The 15,924-nt window shown below is 70.2% G+C and carries 17 protein-coding genes; 8 read left to right on the forward strand and 9 right to left on the reverse strand.

Features of this window, described 5'->3' with window-relative positions:
• Positions 1-132: 132 nt before the first annotated feature.
• From VGO10_RS00735 to VGO10_RS00750, 4 genes are all read left to right on the forward strand, one after another.
• Entirely contained in the window at positions 133-1,182 is a 1,050-nt protein-coding gene (locus VGO10_RS00735) for a glycosyltransferase family 2 protein (RefSeq protein WP_327464164.1), read from the forward strand.
• Entirely contained in the window at positions 1,179-1,814 is a 636-nt protein-coding gene (locus VGO10_RS00740; RefSeq protein WP_327464165.1) for a class I SAM-dependent methyltransferase, read from the forward strand. The genes VGO10_RS00735 and VGO10_RS00740 overlap by 4 nt, the downstream gene beginning before the upstream one ends.
• A 10-nt stretch (positions 1,815-1,824) precedes the next feature.
• The gene (locus tag VGO10_RS00745) at positions 1,825-3,132 is read left to right on the forward strand and encodes a hypothetical protein (RefSeq protein ID WP_327464166.1); all 1,308 of its coding nucleotides are present in this window, start codon (positions 1,825-1,827) and stop codon (positions 3,130-3,132) included.
• Between the two features lie 513 nt (positions 3,133-3,645).
• Positions 3,646-4,956 (forward strand): hypothetical protein, encoded by a 1,311-nt coding sequence (locus tag VGO10_RS00750; RefSeq protein WP_327464167.1) that lies wholly within the window; start codon positions 3,646-3,648, stop codon positions 4,954-4,956.
• Positions 4,957-4,977: 21 nt separating this feature from the next.
• Here the strand turns inward: VGO10_RS00750 and VGO10_RS00755 are convergent, their stop codons facing one another.
• The gene (locus VGO10_RS00755; RefSeq protein ID WP_327464169.1) at positions 4,978-5,238 is read right to left on the reverse strand and encodes a glutathione S-transferase N-terminal domain-containing protein; all 261 of its coding nucleotides are present in this window, start codon (positions 5,236-5,238) and stop codon (positions 4,978-4,980) included.
• Positions 5,239-5,299: 61 nt separating this feature from the next.
• Between VGO10_RS00755 and VGO10_RS00760 the strand changes: the two genes are divergently transcribed.
• The 3 genes from VGO10_RS00760 to VGO10_RS00770 are packed head-to-tail and all read left to right on the forward strand — an operon-like array spanning position 5,300 to position 6,576.
• A complete protein-coding gene (locus VGO10_RS00760; RefSeq protein WP_327464170.1) occupies positions 5,300-5,761 on the forward strand; it encodes a YeeE/YedE family protein in 462 nt (153 codons plus the stop codon).
• Positions 5,762-6,235 carry a DUF6691 family protein gene (locus VGO10_RS00765; RefSeq protein WP_327464171.1) on the forward strand — a complete coding sequence of 158 codons (474 nt, stop codon included), beginning with the start codon at positions 5,762-5,764 and terminating at the stop codon, positions 6,233-6,235.
• Positions 6,236-6,246: 11 nt separating this feature from the next.
• Positions 6,247-6,576 (forward strand): putative quinol monooxygenase, encoded by a 330-nt coding sequence (locus tag VGO10_RS00770; protein ID WP_327464172.1) that lies wholly within the window; start codon positions 6,247-6,249, stop codon positions 6,574-6,576.
• 10 nt (positions 6,577-6,586) lie between these two features.
• Here the strand turns inward: VGO10_RS00770 and VGO10_RS00775 are convergent, their stop codons facing one another.
• The 3 genes from VGO10_RS00775 to VGO10_RS00785 all read right to left on the reverse strand — a co-directional run bounded on the left by VGO10_RS00775 (position 6,587) and on the right by VGO10_RS00785 (position 10,242).
• On the reverse strand, positions 6,587-6,865 hold the full coding sequence (locus VGO10_RS00775; protein ID WP_327464173.1) for a hypothetical protein: 279 nt from the start codon (positions 6,863-6,865) through the stop codon (positions 6,587-6,589).
• A gap of 89 nt (positions 6,866-6,954) precedes the next feature.
• A complete protein-coding gene (locus VGO10_RS00780; protein WP_327464174.1) occupies positions 6,955-9,498 on the reverse strand; it encodes an ABC transporter permease in 2,544 nt (847 codons plus the stop codon).
• Between the two features lie 36 nt (positions 9,499-9,534).
• Positions 9,535-10,242 carry an ABC transporter ATP-binding protein gene (locus VGO10_RS00785; RefSeq protein ID WP_327464175.1) on the reverse strand — a complete coding sequence of 236 codons (708 nt, stop codon included), beginning with the start codon at positions 10,240-10,242 and terminating at the stop codon, positions 9,535-9,537.
• 159 nt (positions 10,243-10,401) lie between these two features.
• Here VGO10_RS00785 and VGO10_RS00790 point away from each other — a divergent pair, with 159 nt between their 5' ends.
• Positions 10,402-12,222, forward strand: coding sequence for a hypothetical protein (locus VGO10_RS00790; RefSeq protein ID WP_327464176.1), 1,821 nt, complete (start codon positions 10,402-10,404; stop codon positions 12,220-12,222).
• 9 nt (positions 12,223-12,231) lie between these two features.
• Here the strand turns inward: VGO10_RS00790 and VGO10_RS00795 are convergent, their stop codons facing one another.
• From VGO10_RS00795 to VGO10_RS00815, 5 genes are read right to left on the reverse strand one after another with little or no spacing between them, the layout of a single operon-like run.
• Positions 12,232-12,876, reverse strand: a complete 645-nt coding sequence (locus VGO10_RS00795) for a response regulator transcription factor (protein WP_327464177.1) — start codon at positions 12,874-12,876, stop codon at positions 12,232-12,234.
• Positions 12,867-14,621, reverse strand: coding sequence for a sensor histidine kinase (locus VGO10_RS00800; protein ID WP_327464178.1), 1,755 nt, complete (start codon positions 14,619-14,621; stop codon positions 12,867-12,869). Before VGO10_RS00800 ends, VGO10_RS00795 begins: the two co-directional genes overlap by 10 nt.
• Positions 14,618-14,971, reverse strand: a complete 354-nt coding sequence (locus VGO10_RS00805; protein WP_324342461.1) for a response regulator transcription factor — start codon at positions 14,969-14,971, stop codon at positions 14,618-14,620. The genes VGO10_RS00800 and VGO10_RS00805 overlap by 4 nt, the downstream gene beginning before the upstream one ends.
• A gap of 50 nt (positions 14,972-15,021) precedes the next feature.
• Positions 15,022-15,675 carry a ribulose-phosphate 3-epimerase gene (gene rpe / locus VGO10_RS00810; protein ID WP_327464179.1) on the reverse strand — a complete coding sequence of 218 codons (654 nt, stop codon included), beginning with the start codon at positions 15,673-15,675 and terminating at the stop codon, positions 15,022-15,024.
• Positions 15,676-15,693: 18 nt separating this feature from the next.
• Positions 15,694-15,915: a zinc-ribbon domain-containing protein gene (locus VGO10_RS00815; protein WP_327464180.1), complete on the reverse strand. Its 222-nt coding sequence runs from the start codon at positions 15,913-15,915 to the stop codon at positions 15,694-15,696.
• Positions 15,916-15,924: the final 9 nt, after the last annotated feature.

Here is a 15,924-nt window from a genome sequence, read left to right on the forward strand (position 1 = left end):
GGTCGAGGTTCCAGTGGCCCGGGTTAGGAGGTGTTGCGTGCGACGACGAACGTCCCGAACCTCTGAGATACTGGGCCCGCGAGTGTACGGCACGCATCCCTCCCTTCGCGCGCCGTCCCCACCCCACTTCTCATGAAGCTCATCATCCAGATCCCCTGCCTCAACGAGGAGGAGACGCTGCCGGCGACGCTGGCAGACCTCCCCCGTGCGATCCCGGGCTTTGACGTGATCGAAGTGCTGGTCATCGACGACGGCTCGACTGACCGCACGATCGAGGTCGCGCGCGCCCACGGCGTGCACCACATCGTCAAGCTCACGAACAACAAGGGCCTCGCGGCGGCCTTCCAGGCCGGCCTCGACGCCTCGCTGAAGCTGGGGGCCGACGTCGTCGTCAACACCGACGCCGACAACCAGTACAGCGGCCACGACATCCCCAAGCTGGTTGCGCCGATCCTCGCCGGCAGCGCCGACATGGTCGTCGGCGACCGTGAGACCGACTCGATCGAGCACTTCTCGCCGCTGAAGAAGCGCCTGCAGAAGGCCGGCTCGTGGGTCGTGCGCCAGGCGTCGGACACCGACGTGCCCGACACGACCTCGGGCTTTCGCGCCTACAACCGCGAGGCCGCGATCCAGATGGCGGTCGTCTCGAAGTACACCTACACCCTGGAGACGATCATCCAGGCCGGCAAGCTGCTGGTCGCCACCGACCATGTCGCGATCGGGACCAACCCGAAGACGCGTGAGTCGCGGCTCTTTCCGTCGATGAGCTCCTACGTCCGGCGCAACGCCGTGGCGATCGCGCGCATCTACACGCAGTACGAGCCGCTGAAGGTCTTCACCTCCATGGCCGTGTTCCTGTTCGTCTTGGCGCTGATCCCGTTCGTGCGGTTCGTCGTCGCCTACATCGACGGCGAGGGCGCCGGCCACGTCCAGTCGCTGATCTTCGGCGCGGTGCTCTTCAACGCCGCCGTCGTCGTCGGGACGCTCGGCATCATCGGCGATCTGCTCTACAGCCAGCGGATCATGTCCCAGCGGATCTTCGAGCGCGTGCGCCGGATCGAGCTGCAGCTCAAGGTCCCGCCGTCGCACTACGAGCCGGGCGATCCGAGCACGTCCGACCAGCCCGCCACCACCGGCGCGCAGGCCGGCCGCACCGAGGAACGAGAGGCTCTCAAGCTATGACGCCCCCCACCGTCACGGTCGACCACGAAGGCACCGTCACCGGCAACACCTACGACAAGTACGGCTCGACCAACCCCGTCGTCCGCCGCCTGATGGCGCGCTTCGAGGGCACGCTGGAGGAGCTGTACGCACAGGCGGCGCCCACCACGCTGCTCGACGTCGGCTGCGGCGAGGGCGTGCTGACCCACCAGTGGGCGCAGACGCCGGGCATGCAGCGCATCGTCGGGCTGGACCTGGACGACCCGCAGCTGCACGAGGCCTGGAAGGGCCGTCAGCACCCGTGCCTGCAGTACGTCGTCATGAAGGCCGAGAACCTGCCGTTCGCCGACGACGAGTTCGAGGTCGCCACGGCGATCGAGGTGCTCGAGCACGTCCCGGACCCCGAGCACACGGTCTCCGAGATGGCGCGCTGCGCCTCGAAGTGGCTGCTGGTCTCCGTGCCGCGCGAGCCGCTGTGGCGCGGGCTGAACATGGCGCGGGGCGCGTACTGGAAGGACCTGGGCAACACGCCCGGGCACCTGAACCACTGGTCCAAGCGCAGCTTCATGGCGCTGCTGGGACGGCACGGGACCGTCGTCGAGGCGCGCTCGCCGTTCCCGTGGACGATGCTCCTCGTCCGCGTTGGGAGCTAGCGCGCAGGAGGTGCCGGCGTCCGCCGAGGGCGACGCCGGCGCGACGGGTGGCGAGCGGTCCTACGGGTCCGGCGCACGCCTGCTGAGCATCGGGATCGCGGCGACCGGGCTCTTCACGTTCGCCTACTTCTCGGTCGCCAGCCACGTGCTGGACGACGACGCCTACGGCCGCGTGTCGCTGTTGTGGTCGGTGCTGTTCGTGACCATGTCGGTGATCTACCGGCCGGTCGAGCAGTTGTTGTCGCGGACGATCGCCGACCGTCGGGCGCGCGGCATGGAAGGTGGACACCCCCTGCGGGTGCCGGCGACGATCCAGGCGTCGTTCGCGGCGGCGTTCCTGGTGGTCGCCTTCGCGCTGCATGGCCCGATCAAGGACGGGCTGTTCGACGGCGAGTCGGCGTTGTACTGGATCTTGATCGCCGCGACGATGGCCTATGCGGCGTCGTACTTCGCGCGGGGCTATCTGGCGGGGCATCAGTGGTTCGGGCTGTATGGCGCGCTCGTGCTGTTCGAGTCGCTGTCGCGGTTCTGCTTCCCCGTCGCGGTGGCCGTGGGGATCGCCTCGGGTGAGACCGCGGTGGCGCTGGGCATCGTGGCGGCGCCGCTGGCGTCCTTGATGGTGATCCCGTGGGCGCTGCGGCGACACGAGGCGGCGGAAGCGAGCGTGGCGGATGCCGCGCCGCGCTCGCGTGGGGCGATGCGTGAAAGCGCAGGCTTTGCGGGCTCCGTCGCGGCGATCCAGCTGGCCGAGCAGACGTTGCTGAACGCCGCGGTGCTGCTGGTGGCGGACTCGACGAAGGCGGGCGTCGTCTTCAGCGCCCTGCTGATCGCGCGCGCGCCGCTGCAGCTCTTCCAGGCTGTGCAGACATCGCTGCTGCCGCATCTGGCGGGCTTGGAGGTGACCGAGGGCCACGAGGCGTTTGCGCGCGCGATCCGGACCACGATCCTGGCGATCGCGGGCTTTGCGGGCGCGGTGGCGATCGGGCTGCTGGCGATCGGGCCGTTCGTGATGGACGTGCTCTTCCCGTCGGACACCAACTACGGCCGTGTCGGGTTGGCCGTGATCGCGTTGGGCATGGGGTTGCACCTGGCGGCTGGGACGCTCAACCAGGCTGCGCTGGCCCGGGGCCGGGCGCACCATGCGGCAGCGTGCTGGGTCGCAGCCGCGGTGGCGTTCGTGGTGTGGATGGTGCTGCCGGTGGTGGGCGATGAGCTCGTGCGGGCCGAGGTCGGCTACGCGGGCGCGGCGGGGTTGCTGTGTGGGTTGTTGTACGTGTTGTATCGCCGCCGGGCCACTGTCGCTGTCGCTTCCTCGTAGCGCTGGGCGTTGGTTGGCGCCCAGCTCGCGGCGCAGGTCGTGGTGCGATGCGTGGTCTGTCGGCACCGAGGGGAGTGAAGCGGGATTGGCGGCCCAGGCGTTGGCTCGTCGTCCGCTGGCACTGGGGCTGGCGGGTTCGGCTGCGTCGTCGGTCGCCGGGATCCGAGTGCGATCCGAGGTTCGGCGCCGAATCGTAAATGCGTGTCGTCTGGAATCCCTATGTGGGACACCAGACGACCCGGACCGGTCCGGGGCGGTTTGGGCTCCATAGTGAGGCCCCGGAACGACCCCGGATCTCCGGCCTCGACGCTCGCGGACGACCTCGGGCGCGGCGGACCTCGCTCCCGCTCGCTCCCCTCGGTGCCGACAGACCACGCATCGCAGCACGACCCGCGCTGCGAACTGGGCGCCACGAGGCCGCGCGCCAAGACCTGAACCGACGCAGCCGGCCCCCAGCACCCTCCCAACGCCACCTTGATCACCGCCTAACCCGCGCGACCGACGATCGCGGCGATGAAGACCGCGCGCCTGCTCGCCGTCGTCGCGCTCGTGCTCGCCGGGTGCGGGAACGGCCGGCAGCCGGCGGCGCGCGCGGCGGCCGCGACCTCCGCGCCGCGGCCGGTGGCCAGCGCGCCCTGCCCAACCAACGTCACCCACACGCTCGGCGCGATCGCGCGGCGGATCTACGGCCAGGCCGCGCACGGACGCAACGTGGTGAGCGCGCGCCGGCGGCTGGCACGGTCGCGGCGACTGGCGGCGGCGGTCGCAGCGGGCGATCGAGCCAGGACGCACGCCGCGCTCACGCCGCTGCTCAAGCACCAGATCCGCGCGATCACGATCACGCGCGGCCGACACGTCCTCGCCACGATCTCCGGACCGCCGACGCTCGCGCCGCTGCGTGGCGTGCTCCGCGACACCCACGGCCGTCCGGTCGGCCGCTACGTGCTGGCGGTGGCACAAGACGGAGCGATCGCCCGGATCACCCGCTCGCTGATCGGCGGGCGTGTGGAGATCCGCAACGCGAGGGGCCGGTTGGTCGCCAACTCAGGCGCCGGCGCTCACGGGTCCCACCAGATGGTCGCCAGCTCAGGCGCAGGCGGTCGCAGACCTCGCCCGACGGTCGCCATGTCGGGGGTCGACGGGAACGGAGGAGCCGTCCACGCCGCGAGCTCAGCGAGCTCGCTCTCCTTTCCCGCCCGCGCCTACCCCACCGGCGCCCTCACCATCACGCTGCGCCTCCCCGCCACGTCGCTCGCCACCTGCGGCGACACGCCCACCGCGACCGTCGCCGCCACCATCGGCGCCGTCGGTCAGCGGCTCGCGCGGACCGAGGCACAGGGGCCGACGGTCCAGCGGGTGCTCCGCCACGTCGCCACCGACGCACACTTCGCCCAAGCGGTCGCCACAGACGACCCGGTCGCGCTGCGCACCGCGATCATCCGCTTCTTCCGGACGCGATCGCTGCACGTCGTCCGCGTGCGAGCGACCGCGGCCGACGGCCAACTCGTCGGCGACGTCGGCGGCCCGTACGTCCTCGGTCCTGCATCGCGGACGGTCCGCGATGCACGCGGCCATCCGATCGGCACCGTGACGCTCTCGGTCCAAGACGACACGGGCTACATCAAGCTGATGCACCGCTTCACCGGCGCGGTGGTCGTCCTGCGGACGCCGGCCGGCACCGTGCCCGGCAGCACGCTCATGCCCGGGCCGTCCACGATCCCGCCGCGCGGCCGCGTCACCTGGAACGGCCGCACCTACGCGACCTACGCCTTCGCAGCCGGCGCCTTCCCGTCGGGCCCGCTGACGGTGGCGCTGCTGCTGTGATCGACTCGCCGGCCGACGGCTCTAGATGTGCCCCGCGCGGATCCTCGCGGCCATCTCCTTGGACTCCTCGCGGTAGACCTCACCGTCCTGGAGCTCGAGGACCGGCAGCTTGCTCTGGCCGCTGAGGCCCTCGACTGAGGGGCGTTTGCCCTTGCCGAAGCCGTGCTTGACGACCTCGTATTCGACGCCCTGCTCGTCGAGCGCCTTCTGCACGCGCCAGCAAGCGTCGATCTCGGTATGTAGGAACGTCCAGGAGCAGCGATGCAGCTTGACCTTGGCCATGCGAGCACCCTAACCGCTCCGGCTTGTCTACTGAACCGGTTGAGAAGCTATCCTCAGTGCCATGGAGCACCATCAGCTGGCCTGGTACATCGCGGGACCCGTCCTCGGCCTCTGCGTCATCGCCTGCCGCATCCTCTTCAACGCCCGCCTCGGCGTCACCGGCGGCTTCTCGGAGCTCGTCGGCAAGCTCAGCCGCGGCAGCGTGCGCTTCGATTGGCGTGGCTGGTTTGCGATCGGCGTCGCCCTTGGCGGGACGGTCTTCGCCCTCGCCGCCGGGGGCCCGGACTTCCACGGCTACGGCTGGCTGACCGACACCTTCAGCGGCAGCGCCCGGATCGCGATCCCCGTCCTGCTGCTCGGCGCCGGCGTGCTGATCGGCTACGGCGCCAAGGCCGCCGGCGGCTGCACGTCGGGCAACGGCCTGTCGGGCACGTCGCTGCTCTCCCCCGCGAGCCTCGCGGCGACCGCCACGTTCTTCGGCACGGCGATCGGCGTCAGCTTCCTGATCGCGGCGGTGATCTAGATGAAGACCTTGGCCGGCGTCGGCATCGGCATCGTGTTCGGGATCGTCATCAGCTGGAGCGGGATGGCCAGCCCCGAGGTCATCCGCCACGCGCTGCTCTTCGAGCAGGCCTATCTGTTTTTGATGTTCGCGTCCGCCGTGGCGACCGCCTGGATCGGCCTCGCGCTGCTCCAGCGCCGTGAGCGCGCCGCGCTCCTCACCGGCGACCGCCTCACCTACGACCGCGACGCGATCCAGCGCCGCCACATCGTCGGCAGCCTCCTCTTCGGAACCGGCTGGGCCGTCGCCGACGCCTGCCCCGCCCCCATCGCCGCCCAGATCGGCCAGGGCGTCCCGTGGGCCGTCTTCACGCTCGCGGGTGTGGGCTTCGGCGTCTGGCTCTTCCTGCGCCCCGGCGCGACCGAGACCGAGCCGGTGGCTGACCCACCTCGCGCGATCGACACGAGCACCGCCGACGTTCTGACGCGGGCGTAGGCTCCCCGGCCATGAGCCCCATCGCGCAGGTCGTCGTCGCCGCCACCGTCCAGGTCAAGCCCGAGTCCCAGGACGAGGCGCTGGCGGCCATCACCACCGCCATCGAGGCAACGCACGGCGAAGACGGGTGCATCGCCTACGCGTTGCACCGCGACCGCGATGAGCCGACGCGCTTTGTGATCGTCGAGAAGTGGGCCACGCCCGAAGCGCTGACCGAGCACGGCGATACGCCGCACCTCAAGGCGCTCTTCAGCGCCCTGGGCCCGCTGCTGGCCACACCGCCGACCATCACCTTCACCACGCCCGTGCCCGTCGGCGACGCCGCCAAGGGCACCATCTAGGCGGCTGCGGCTAGAAGAGCCGCGACACGATCAAGGACACCAGGAACGCCGCGCCCAGCGCGCGGCGAAACCAGTTGACGCCCTGCAGCAGCTCCAGCACCGCCCACACAGCGAGACCCGCGGTCGCGACGATGCGCGCACCGTCGTGGACCACGCCGTCGCCGATCGCCCTCGCCACCACGATGCCGCCCAGCCCCACCCACAGCGGGGCGTTCGGGAGTTGCACGAGGACGAAGCGCGATGGCCAGCCCTGCTGCCCGCGGCGGTAGAGGTCACGGAGGGCCGGCACGGCGCCCAACAGTACGCGCCCCGGCACACGGCCGGGGCGGCGAGTTCGGCTCGCCGCCCCGGAGTTGTGCGTGCTCTTGATCTGGTGGCCTACTCGTAGGCCAGCGATTCGAGCACGTCGAGCTTGGACGCACGGCGGGCCGGGAGGATCGCGGCGAAGACGCCGGCGATAGCCGTGGCGATCAACAACAGAATCAACGTGAGGATCGGGATCGACAGCTGGAAGTCGTCGATCGCACGCGTCACCAGGATCGACAGGACGATGCCGAGCACCAGCCCGATCACGGCGCCGATCTGGGCGGTGATGATCGCCTCGTAGCGGATCATCCGCCGGACCTGCCGGCGCGACATGCCGATCGCCCGCAGCAGGCCGATCTCGCGCGTCCGCTCGGCGATCGAGAGCACCAGCGTGTTCACGATCCCGAAGAGCGACACGATGATCGCCATCGCCAGCAGCGCGTAGATCAGGAACAGCACCTGGTCGATCTGCTTGGCCTGGGAATCGATGAACTCCGCGTTGGTCTTGGCCTCGGCCTCGGGGTAGCGGCTGTCGAGCAGCTTGTCGATCGACGCCTTGACGACCTTGTCGGGCTTGGACCCGTCGTAGCCGACCAGGACGAAGCCGTCCTTGCGGAACCCGAAGTCCTTCTCGAGCACGCTGTTGGCCACCGTCAGGTTCCCGGTCAGCCCGCCCTTGTCATAGGAGATCCCGATGACCTTCAACTTCAGCGCGGGCATCAGGCTCGTCTGCAGCGTCAGCACGTCGCCGACCTTGGTGCCGTTGTCCTCGGCGTACTTCTTGCCGGCGATCACGGTGCCCGGCCCGAGCTGCTGGAGCGTCGCGTCGCTGCCCTGCTTCCAGCCTTGGTGGTAGAGGCTGGCGAAGGTCGCCTGGTCGATGCCGGTGACGCCCTGCTTCTTGCCGTCGATCTTGGCCTGCCCGAAGCGCACGGACGCGACGTCCTTGACGCCCGGCAGCTGCGCGACCGACTTGGCCGCCTGCGGCGTGAACGAGCTAAAGCCGTCGGTGTTCTGGATGACGGCCTGGGCCTTGGAGCCGTTGGTCACCGCGTCGCGGAAGGTCGACTTCGCGCTGCCCGCGAAGACCGAAGCGAAGGTCACCAGTGCGACGCCGATCATCAGCGCCGCCGCCGTCACCGCCGTGCGGCCGGGCTGGCGCACGGTGTTCTCGCGGGCGATGCGCCCGGTGACGCCGCGGAACCACTCAAACGGCGCGCCGACGAAGTCGGCGATCGGGCCGACCAGGCGCGGGCTCAGGAACGCCACGCCGAGGAACGTCATGACCGCGCCCAGGCCCACCAGCGACAGCGCTGCGTTGGGCTTGAGCGAGAGGAACAGTCCCAGCGCCATGACGGCCAAGCCGCCGACGGTGACCGTGAGCGCCAGCGGCGTCGCCCAGCGCGAGCGCTTGCGCTCGCTGCTGAGGCCCTCGCGCAGCGCGGCCAGCGGCGGCACGCGCGTCGCCCGGATCGCCGGGGCGATCGTCGAGATCAGCGTCACGACGGTGCCGACGACCAGCGAGACGACGATCGTCCGCGTCCCAATGACGGTGCCGGTGGAGGGCAGGTCGGCGCCGAAGGCCTTGAACAGGGCCTTCAGACCGCCGGCGACCAGGATCCCGAGCGCGAGCCCGACGGCCGATCCGACAATGCCGATCGTCAGCCCCTCGGCCAGCACCGAGCGCATGACCTGCTTGCGCTTGGCGCCGAGCACGCGCAGCAGCGCGAACTCGCGGGTGCGCTGGGCGACCGTGATCGAGAAGGTGTTGAAGATCAGAAACGCGCCGACGAAGAGCGAGATCCCGGCGAAGGCCAGCAGAATCGTCCGCAAACCGTTGAGGAAGTCGTCGTGGATGTCCTTGGTCTGCTTCTCGGCCTGCTGCTGGCCGGTCCGGACCTCGACACCACGCGGGGCCACCTCAGCGATCCGCGCCCGCAGCTGCTCGGGGGAAACACCAGGCTTGCCGGCGACCTCGATCTCGTCGAAGGCGTCGCCGTGGCCGGTCATGCGCTGGGCCTCGGGGAGCGTCAGCACCGCGATCACGCCACCGCCGAACGAGTCGACGCCGGAGATCTTCACGATGCCCGAGATGGTGTAAAGCTTCTTGGGCGCCTCGTCGGCGATCTCGAGCTTGTCGCCAACCTTGAAGTTATTGGTGTCGGCCGTGCCCTTGGGGATCGCGACCTCGTCAGCCGTCTGCGGGAGGTGGCCGTCGGTCGGCGCGAAGGACTCGAAGCGCTGGATGTCGTGCGCGCCGGCGATGGCGTTGAAGCCCTTGCCCTTCAGCTTGGAGCCGTCGGCCTTGCGGAACGAGCCACCGGCACTGAAGACCGAGCCCTCGGCTTGGGCGACGCCATCGACCTGCTGGACCTTCTGCAGGACCGAGCCCGGGATCGGCGGCGGGTCCTCGTCGCCTGAGAGGTCGTTGTTGGGTGACAACGCGACGTCGGTGCCCTTGTTGGACTGGACGAAGATGTTGTCAAACGACTTGTTGATGGTGTCGGTGAAGATGTACGTGCCGGCGATCAATGTCACGCCGAGTGCGACGGCAAAGGCCGTCAGGGCAAGGCGGACCTTGCGGGCGAGCAGGCCACGGATGGCGATCTTGCGCATGGGTTCGGGGAGAGCTTCGGAGGAGGAGAGGGGTCTCTAGACCGACGCCGGGGAGGCGGTCCGGGTGGTGGCGCGGTCTTCGACGATCTGGCCGTCGCGCAGGACGAGCAGCCGATCCGCGTAAGCGGCGGCGTCCTCGTCGTGGGTGACCATGATGATCGTCTGGCCGAACTCGTCGACCGAGCGCCGCAGCAGCTGCAGGATCTCGGTCGAGGCGGTGGAGTCGAGGTTGCCGGTCGGCTCGTCGGCGAACACCACGGCCGGGCGGCTGGCGAGCGCCCGCACGACGGCGACGCGCTGCTGCTGACCCCCGGAGAGCTCGCTGGGGCGATGGGTGATGCGATCGCGCAGCCCCACGAGGTCGATCAACTGGTCGACCCACGCCTCATCGGGCTCGCGGCCGGCGATCGACATCGGCAGGACGATGTTCTCCCGCGCGTCGAGGACCGGCAGCAGGTTGAAGGCCTGGAAGATGAAGCCGACGCGATCGCGACGCAACTGGGTCAGCGCGTCGTCATTGAGCGTCGTGAGATCGACCCCGTCGAGCACTGCGGTGCCTGACGTAGGACGGTCGAGCCCGGCGAGGAGATGCATCAGCGTCGACTTGCCAGAGCCCGACGGGCCCATGATGGCCGTGAAGGCCCCGGCGGGGAAATCAACGCTGACGCCGTCCAGGGCCGTGACGGCGGCGCCGCCCTCACCGTAGATACGGCGCAGATCCTGGGCAGAGACGATGGAGGTCATGCACAGAACCCTCCCAGGCCAGGCATTTCCCGGGGGTACGGCTATCCCCCGCTTGGCCCCTAGGGGATGTCACAGGGAAGGCCATGACACGGCGTCGGGGCAGGGCTCCTAGCCCTTCGAAGCGTGGCGCGGCAAGCGAGCGCTGCGTAGGTTGGCGGGATGAAGCGATCTGCGGTGGTCGGTGTCCTGCTCGCGATGCTGGTGGCTGCGACGCCGGCGGTCGCCGCGCCCGGGGTGCTCGACAGCTCCTTCGGCAGCGGCGGCGTCTTCCTGGGGACGACGTTCGCAACCCAGTACGACGACCAGCAGGTCGTGGCCGTCGATGCCCAGGGCCGGGCGCTCGTGGCGATCACCGAGGACTCGGGCCAGATGCAGCACTACGCCGACTCGCGCCTGTGGGTCGCCCGGCTCACGGCCACCGGCGCGCTGGATCCGACGTTCGCCCCGGGCGAGCCGACGCCGGGCCTGAAGGCCATCGACCTGAGCGCGCTGATCGGGAGCGACTCCGTGTCGGCCGCCGCCATCCGGCCGGGCCCGGGCGGGACGATCGTGATCCTCGCCGCCATCGACGGCTCCAGCGGCGCGCGGGTCGGCCTGATCCGCCTCGACGGCGCAGGCGGCTACGACGTGACGCTCAACGGCACCGGCCGCCTGGTGACCAACCTCAGCCCGGTCGGCTACGGCCCCGTCCCAACGGCATTGCTCGTCGACGACTCCGGGCGCATGACCGTCGCGGGCACCGAGGCGGCGCTCGGGTTTCACAATCAGGGCTTCGTCGCCCGCTTCACGGCGGCGGGCGCGCTCGACACCTCGTTTGCGGGTACCGGCCTCTTCGTCGATCCGGGATCGGTCGCGTCGGGCACCCCGTCGGTGCAGTACCGCGACCTGGCGTTCACGCCCGGCGGAGGGGTGGTCGTCGCCGGCGACCGCGACCTCGACGCCATGGCGCTCAAGCTCAGCGCGAGCGGGGTGCCTGACGCCGGCTTCGGCGGCGGTGACGGCATCGCAACCTCCGACTACGCCAAGGGTCCCGGCTTCTCGATCGCCGGCGGCTACGGGATCGGAATCGACAGCCAGGGTCGCGTCGTGCTCAGCGGCCAGACCACGCCGGCCGCCGCCGACGCCAAGGGCACCGTCGTGCGCTTCACCGCGGCCGGCGCGCTCGACACGAGCTGGGGCACCGGCACGCCGGCACCAGGCATCGTCTGGCTGCCACGCGCGCAGATGGTCCGCGCCAGCGGCGTGGTGATCTCCTCGGACGACCGCGTCGTGCTCTCGGGCCAGGGCTCCTTCGACCCCGACGGCGCCGGCCCCCTCGGCGACACCAACGCCCCGTCGATCGCGCGCCTGACCGCCGCCGGCGTGCTCGATCCCGCCTTCGGCAGCGGCGGCGTGACCGTCACCGGGATCGGCGTTTACGCCAACGGCTACCGCCTCGCCGCCGACCCGGTGCATCTGCGCCTGCTCGTGCCGGGCGCACGGACGCTGCAGGCCCCGCCGTTCGACGTGCGGCCGTTCGTCCTCGCCTACGGCGACGACGGCTCGACGACGACCGCACCACCCGTCACGCCGCCCGGCACGAACCCGACACCCACCACATCGGCCCCCGTCACCGCCGCCGGGGCCGTCGTGCCACCCGTCGTCAAGCCATCGGCGTCCAAGCCCGCGGCCGCGCTGACCCTCGCCCAGGCCGTTACCTTCCCGCCGACCAAGTCCTGTGCCAGCCGCCGCAAGTTCGGCATCCGCCTGCGCGTGCCCAAGGGCGCCGCGGTCAAGGACGCGACCGTCTCGCTCAACGGCAAGCGCATCGCCGTCCGCAAGGGCAGCCGCCTGCGCTCGACCGTCGACCTCCTGCACTTGCCCAAGGGCACCTTCACCGTGACGATCCAGCTCCGGTTCGCCGACGGCCACGTCCTCAAGGGCTCCCGCAAGTACCACACCTGCGCCGCCAAGCGCCGCGGCGGCAAGCTCAAGGTGTAGGAGAACGCGCTAGGACTGCAGGTACGCCAGCACGGCCAGCACGCGGCGGTGATCGACCACCGTGGGCGGCAGCGTGAGCTTCGTGAAGATGCTCGTGACGTGCTTTTCGACGGCGCGCTCGGTGACGACCAGCGCCTCGGCGATCGCGTGGTTGGAGCGGCCCTCGGCCATCAGGCCGAGCACCTCACGCTCGCGTGGCGACAAGGCCTCGAGCGGATCCTCGCGACGGCGGCGGCCGAGCAGCCGCGACACGACCTCGGGGTCGAGAGCGCTGCCGCCTTCGCCAACCCGCCGGACGGCCTCGGTGAAGCGATCCACGTCGCTGACGCGATCCTTGAGCAGGTAGCCGATGCCGGCGGCGTCGTCGGAGAGCAGCTCTAGCGCGGAGGTCTCTTCGACATACGCGCTCAGCACGAGCACGCCGGTGTCCGGGAAGCGCTCACGGATCTCCAACGCAGCCTTGAGGCCCTCGTCGGTGTGCGTCGGCGGCATGCGGACGTCGACGATCGCCACGTCGGGCTTGTGGGCTCCGACCTTGCGCAGCAAGTCTTCGGCGTCGCCCGACTGGGCCACGACGTCGAAGTCCTTGCCTTCGAGCAGCGCCGCGAGCCCTTCGCGGAGCAGCACGGAGTCATCAGCCAGCACTACGCGCACGGGATCCTCGCCCTCACAGTTGTGCCGACGCCCGGCGGGGAGTCGACCTCAAGCCTTCCGTCGAGGGCGGCCAGGCGGTCGGCGAGGCCGCGCAGGCCCGAGCCTGCGGACGGATCCGCCCCACCGATGCCGTTGTCCTCGATCTCCACCACTGCATAGCCATTCTCTCGAAGTACGCGGACACTCGCATACTCGGCGTCGGCGTACTTGGCCATGTTGGTCAACGACTCGGCCACGACGAAGTACGCAACGGCCTCCACCGGCATCGGCATCCGGCCCTCGGGCACCTCGTCGATCTCGACCGGGACCGGCGCGCGCGACGCCAGCGCCTCCAGCGCCGGGGCAAGGCCGCGGTCGGTCAGGATCGCCGGGTGGATGCCGCGCGCCAGCTCGCGCAGCTCCTCCAATGCCGAAGCCAGCTCGATGCGCGCGCCGTCGAGGATCCGCTCGGCGACGTCGGGGTCGTCGCGCAGCTTGGTCTTGGCCAGGCCGAGCTGCAACGAGAGCGCGACGAGCCGCTGCTGGGCGCCGTCATGGAGGTTGCGCTCCAGCGCGCGGCGTTCGGCCATGCCAACCTCGATCACCTTGGCCCGCGAGACCTGCAGCTCGGCGACGCGCGCCTTGAGCTCGGCCTCCAGGCGCTCGTTCTCCAACGCCAACGCCGCGGCGGCGCCCGCCGCACGCACAAGGCCGGGCTCATCGAGCAGCGCCGCGTCATGGACGATCGCCGCGACCGGCGCCGCCTCGCGCTCAATCTCGGTCACCGCACGCGATCGCGACGTTGCCGGCGGCAGGTCAACCGGTTGGCCGTGCGCGTCGACGTAGCGCTCCGAGCCGCGCGACCAGAAGGCCAGCGTCAGCGAACGGTCGCCAAGCGCGTCGGAGAGCGCGTCGCGCAGGGACTCGCCCTCGACGCCCTGGGCGTTGAGCCGCTCGACGAGGTCGCCGACGGCGCCGGCGCGGCTGTAGCGCGTGCGCAACAGGCCGATGACGAAGGCCCAGGGCAGCGCAGCAAGGACGATCAGCGACGCGAGGCTCGGGCCCGCGACGGTCAGGTTCGAGGCGTTGAGGAGGTGGTCGACGCTCGCGACCGCGAGCGTCCCCATCAACGCGACGCCGGTCCACAGCACCGGCGCCATCGCGCGCCGCTGCGGCGGTGAGGCGACCTTGCGCTTCTGAAACAACAGCGCGCCAAGCCAGATGATCAGGACGACGGCAACCAGCTGCGCAACCGTCGCGAAGACCTGCGCGCTGTCGGCGTTGTCGATGATGCCCCACGCGTTGGCCGGCGCGTGGTCGGTGCCGGAGATGTCGCCGTTGAGGAAGAAGTACGGAAGCTGGACCAGCAGCGCATCGAGGTAGGCGATGGCGATGAGCGTCCGTGCCGCGGTCGTCTCCAGCCGTCCGGACGGGAAGGCGAGCAGCATGTGCCCGACCAGAACGAGGTAGAGCGGGCCGAGATAGACCCCAAGCGTGTAGACCCACGGATCGTTGGACTCGGTCAGCGCCGAGAGAAACCAGGCGAAGCCGACGCCGGTCATCAGCGCGCCAAAGCGGTTGTGCGGGCGGCGCAGCCAGGCAAAGACGCCCGTGCCGCAGAAGCTCAGCCCGATGAACGGGCCGAGCGTCGCCGTCAGCTCCTTGGAGCTCTCGTGATCGCTGGAGACGACCAGCGCCACCATCACCGCGGCCATCGCGACCGAGGCTGCGAACAGCGCGAACAGCGCGGCTCGCAGGGAGCTCATCGGATCAGTTCGGTCAGCGCCGCGCCGGAGAGCTCGCCCTTCGGGATGAACCCACGCGCACCGCTGCGGTGCACCAGGGGCCCGAAGTCCGAGCTGTCGCGACTGGAGGTCAGCACCACGGCAGGTGCCCCGAGCACGCTGGTGATGCGCGCCGCGACGTCGAAGCCGTCGAGGTCGGGGAGGTTGACGTCCAGCAGGACCAGATCGGGGTGGAGCTCCCCCGCAGCAGCGATGGCGCTCAGACCGTCGGGCGCTTCCCCGATCACGTCGAACCCCTCGCTCTCCAACAGCAAGCGAGCGGTCGACCTGAAGGTCGGGTGATCGTCGACGATAAGGACCTTCGTGCTCACGGGCTACTCACAATGATCGGCCCTGCACAGGACCGAGTATCTACGGCTGGCTACACCCCGGCCGCGACGGCGATGTCGCGGTAGGCCTGGGCCGGGTCGGGCGCCCCGAAGAGCGCGCTCCCGGCAACGAACAACGTGGCGCCTGCGTCGGCCGCCGCACCGGCGGTCGTGACGTCGATGCCGCCGTCGACCTCGAGCTCGACGTCATCCCCGAGGATGCTGCGCAGTCGAGCGATCTTGTTCGGTGAAGAGTCGATGAACTTCTGGCCGCCCCATCCGGGGTTGACGGTCATGCAGAGGGCGACGTCAACGTCGACCTCCTCGAAGATGCTCAGCGGCGTCGACGGGCAGACCGCGAGGCCCGCGGTGCAGCCCAGCTCGCGAATCTGCTGAAGGACGTAGTTGACGTGCGGCGTTGCCTCGGCGTGGATGGTGATGTTGTGGGCCCCGGCCTTGGCAAAATCGGCCACGTGGCGGTCGGGCGCTTCGATCATCAGGTGGACGTCGTACTCGACGCCCTGCAGACCAAGGTCGACGAGCGCGCTGAGGACCTGTGGGCCCATCGAGAGCGGCGGGACGAAGTGACCGTCCATGATGTCGACGTGGATGACGGTCGCGCCGGCGTCGACGACCTCGGCGACTTGGGCGCCGAGGCGGGCGAAGTCGGCCGCGAGGATGCTCGGGGCGATGCGTCGGTCAGGCACGGGCGGGCAACATAACCGCTAGACCTCGATGAGCATCGAGCCGCCACAATGATTGCACTGCGTGGTGGCCGTCGAGGACATCCGGACGATCGTCCCGTGCTCGCCGCAGTCGGGGCAGACCGAGCGCAACTCGTAGCGGTGCAGGCAGTACACGCAGCGATAGCGGCCGGCCAGCGTGGTCGGCCGCAGCCACGGCTCCCCGCATCCGGGGCATTTGAGGCCTAACCCTGGCTCACTCATGCCGTTCCC

Origin of the sequence: Baekduia sp. (assembly GCF_035996765.1) — a bacterium.
Taxonomy (GTDB): Bacteria; Actinomycetota; Thermoleophilia; order Solirubrobacterales; family Solirubrobacteraceae; genus Baekduia.

Coding starts and splice junctions, on each gene's coding strand:
- VGO10_RS00735 (WP_327464164.1), top strand. CDS start 133: ATGAAGCTCATCATCCAGATCCCCTGCCTCAACGAGGAGGAGACGCTG.
- VGO10_RS00740 (WP_327464165.1), top strand. CDS start 1,179: ATGACGCCCCCCACCGTCACGGTCGACCACGAAGGCACCGTCACCGGC.
- VGO10_RS00750 (WP_327464167.1), top strand. CDS start 3,646: ATGAAGACCGCGCGCCTGCTCGCCGTCGTCGCGCTCGTGCTCGCCGGG.
- VGO10_RS00755 (WP_327464169.1), bottom strand. CDS start 5,238: ATGGCCAAGGTCAAGCTGCATCGCTGCTCCTGGACGTTCCTACATACC.
- VGO10_RS00760 (WP_327464170.1), top strand. CDS start 5,300: ATGGAGCACCATCAGCTGGCCTGGTACATCGCGGGACCCGTCCTCGGC.
- VGO10_RS00765 (WP_327464171.1), top strand. CDS start 5,762: ATGAAGACCTTGGCCGGCGTCGGCATCGGCATCGTGTTCGGGATCGTC.
- VGO10_RS00770 (WP_327464172.1), top strand. CDS start 6,247: ATGAGCCCCATCGCGCAGGTCGTCGTCGCCGCCACCGTCCAGGTCAAG.
- VGO10_RS00780 (WP_327464174.1), bottom strand. CDS start 9,498: ATGCGCAAGATCGCCATCCGTGGCCTGCTCGCCCGCAAGGTCCGCCTT.
- VGO10_RS00785 (WP_327464175.1), bottom strand. CDS start 10,242: ATGACCTCCATCGTCTCTGCCCAGGATCTGCGCCGTATCTACGGTGAG.
- VGO10_RS00790 (WP_327464176.1), top strand. CDS start 10,402: ATGAAGCGATCTGCGGTGGTCGGTGTCCTGCTCGCGATGCTGGTGGCT.
- VGO10_RS00800 (WP_327464178.1), bottom strand. CDS start 14,621: ATGAGCTCCCTGCGAGCCGCGCTGTTCGCGCTGTTCGCAGCCTCGGTC.
- VGO10_RS00815 (WP_327464180.1), bottom strand. CDS start 15,915: ATGAGTGAGCCAGGGTTAGGCCTCAAATGCCCCGGATGCGGGGAGCCG.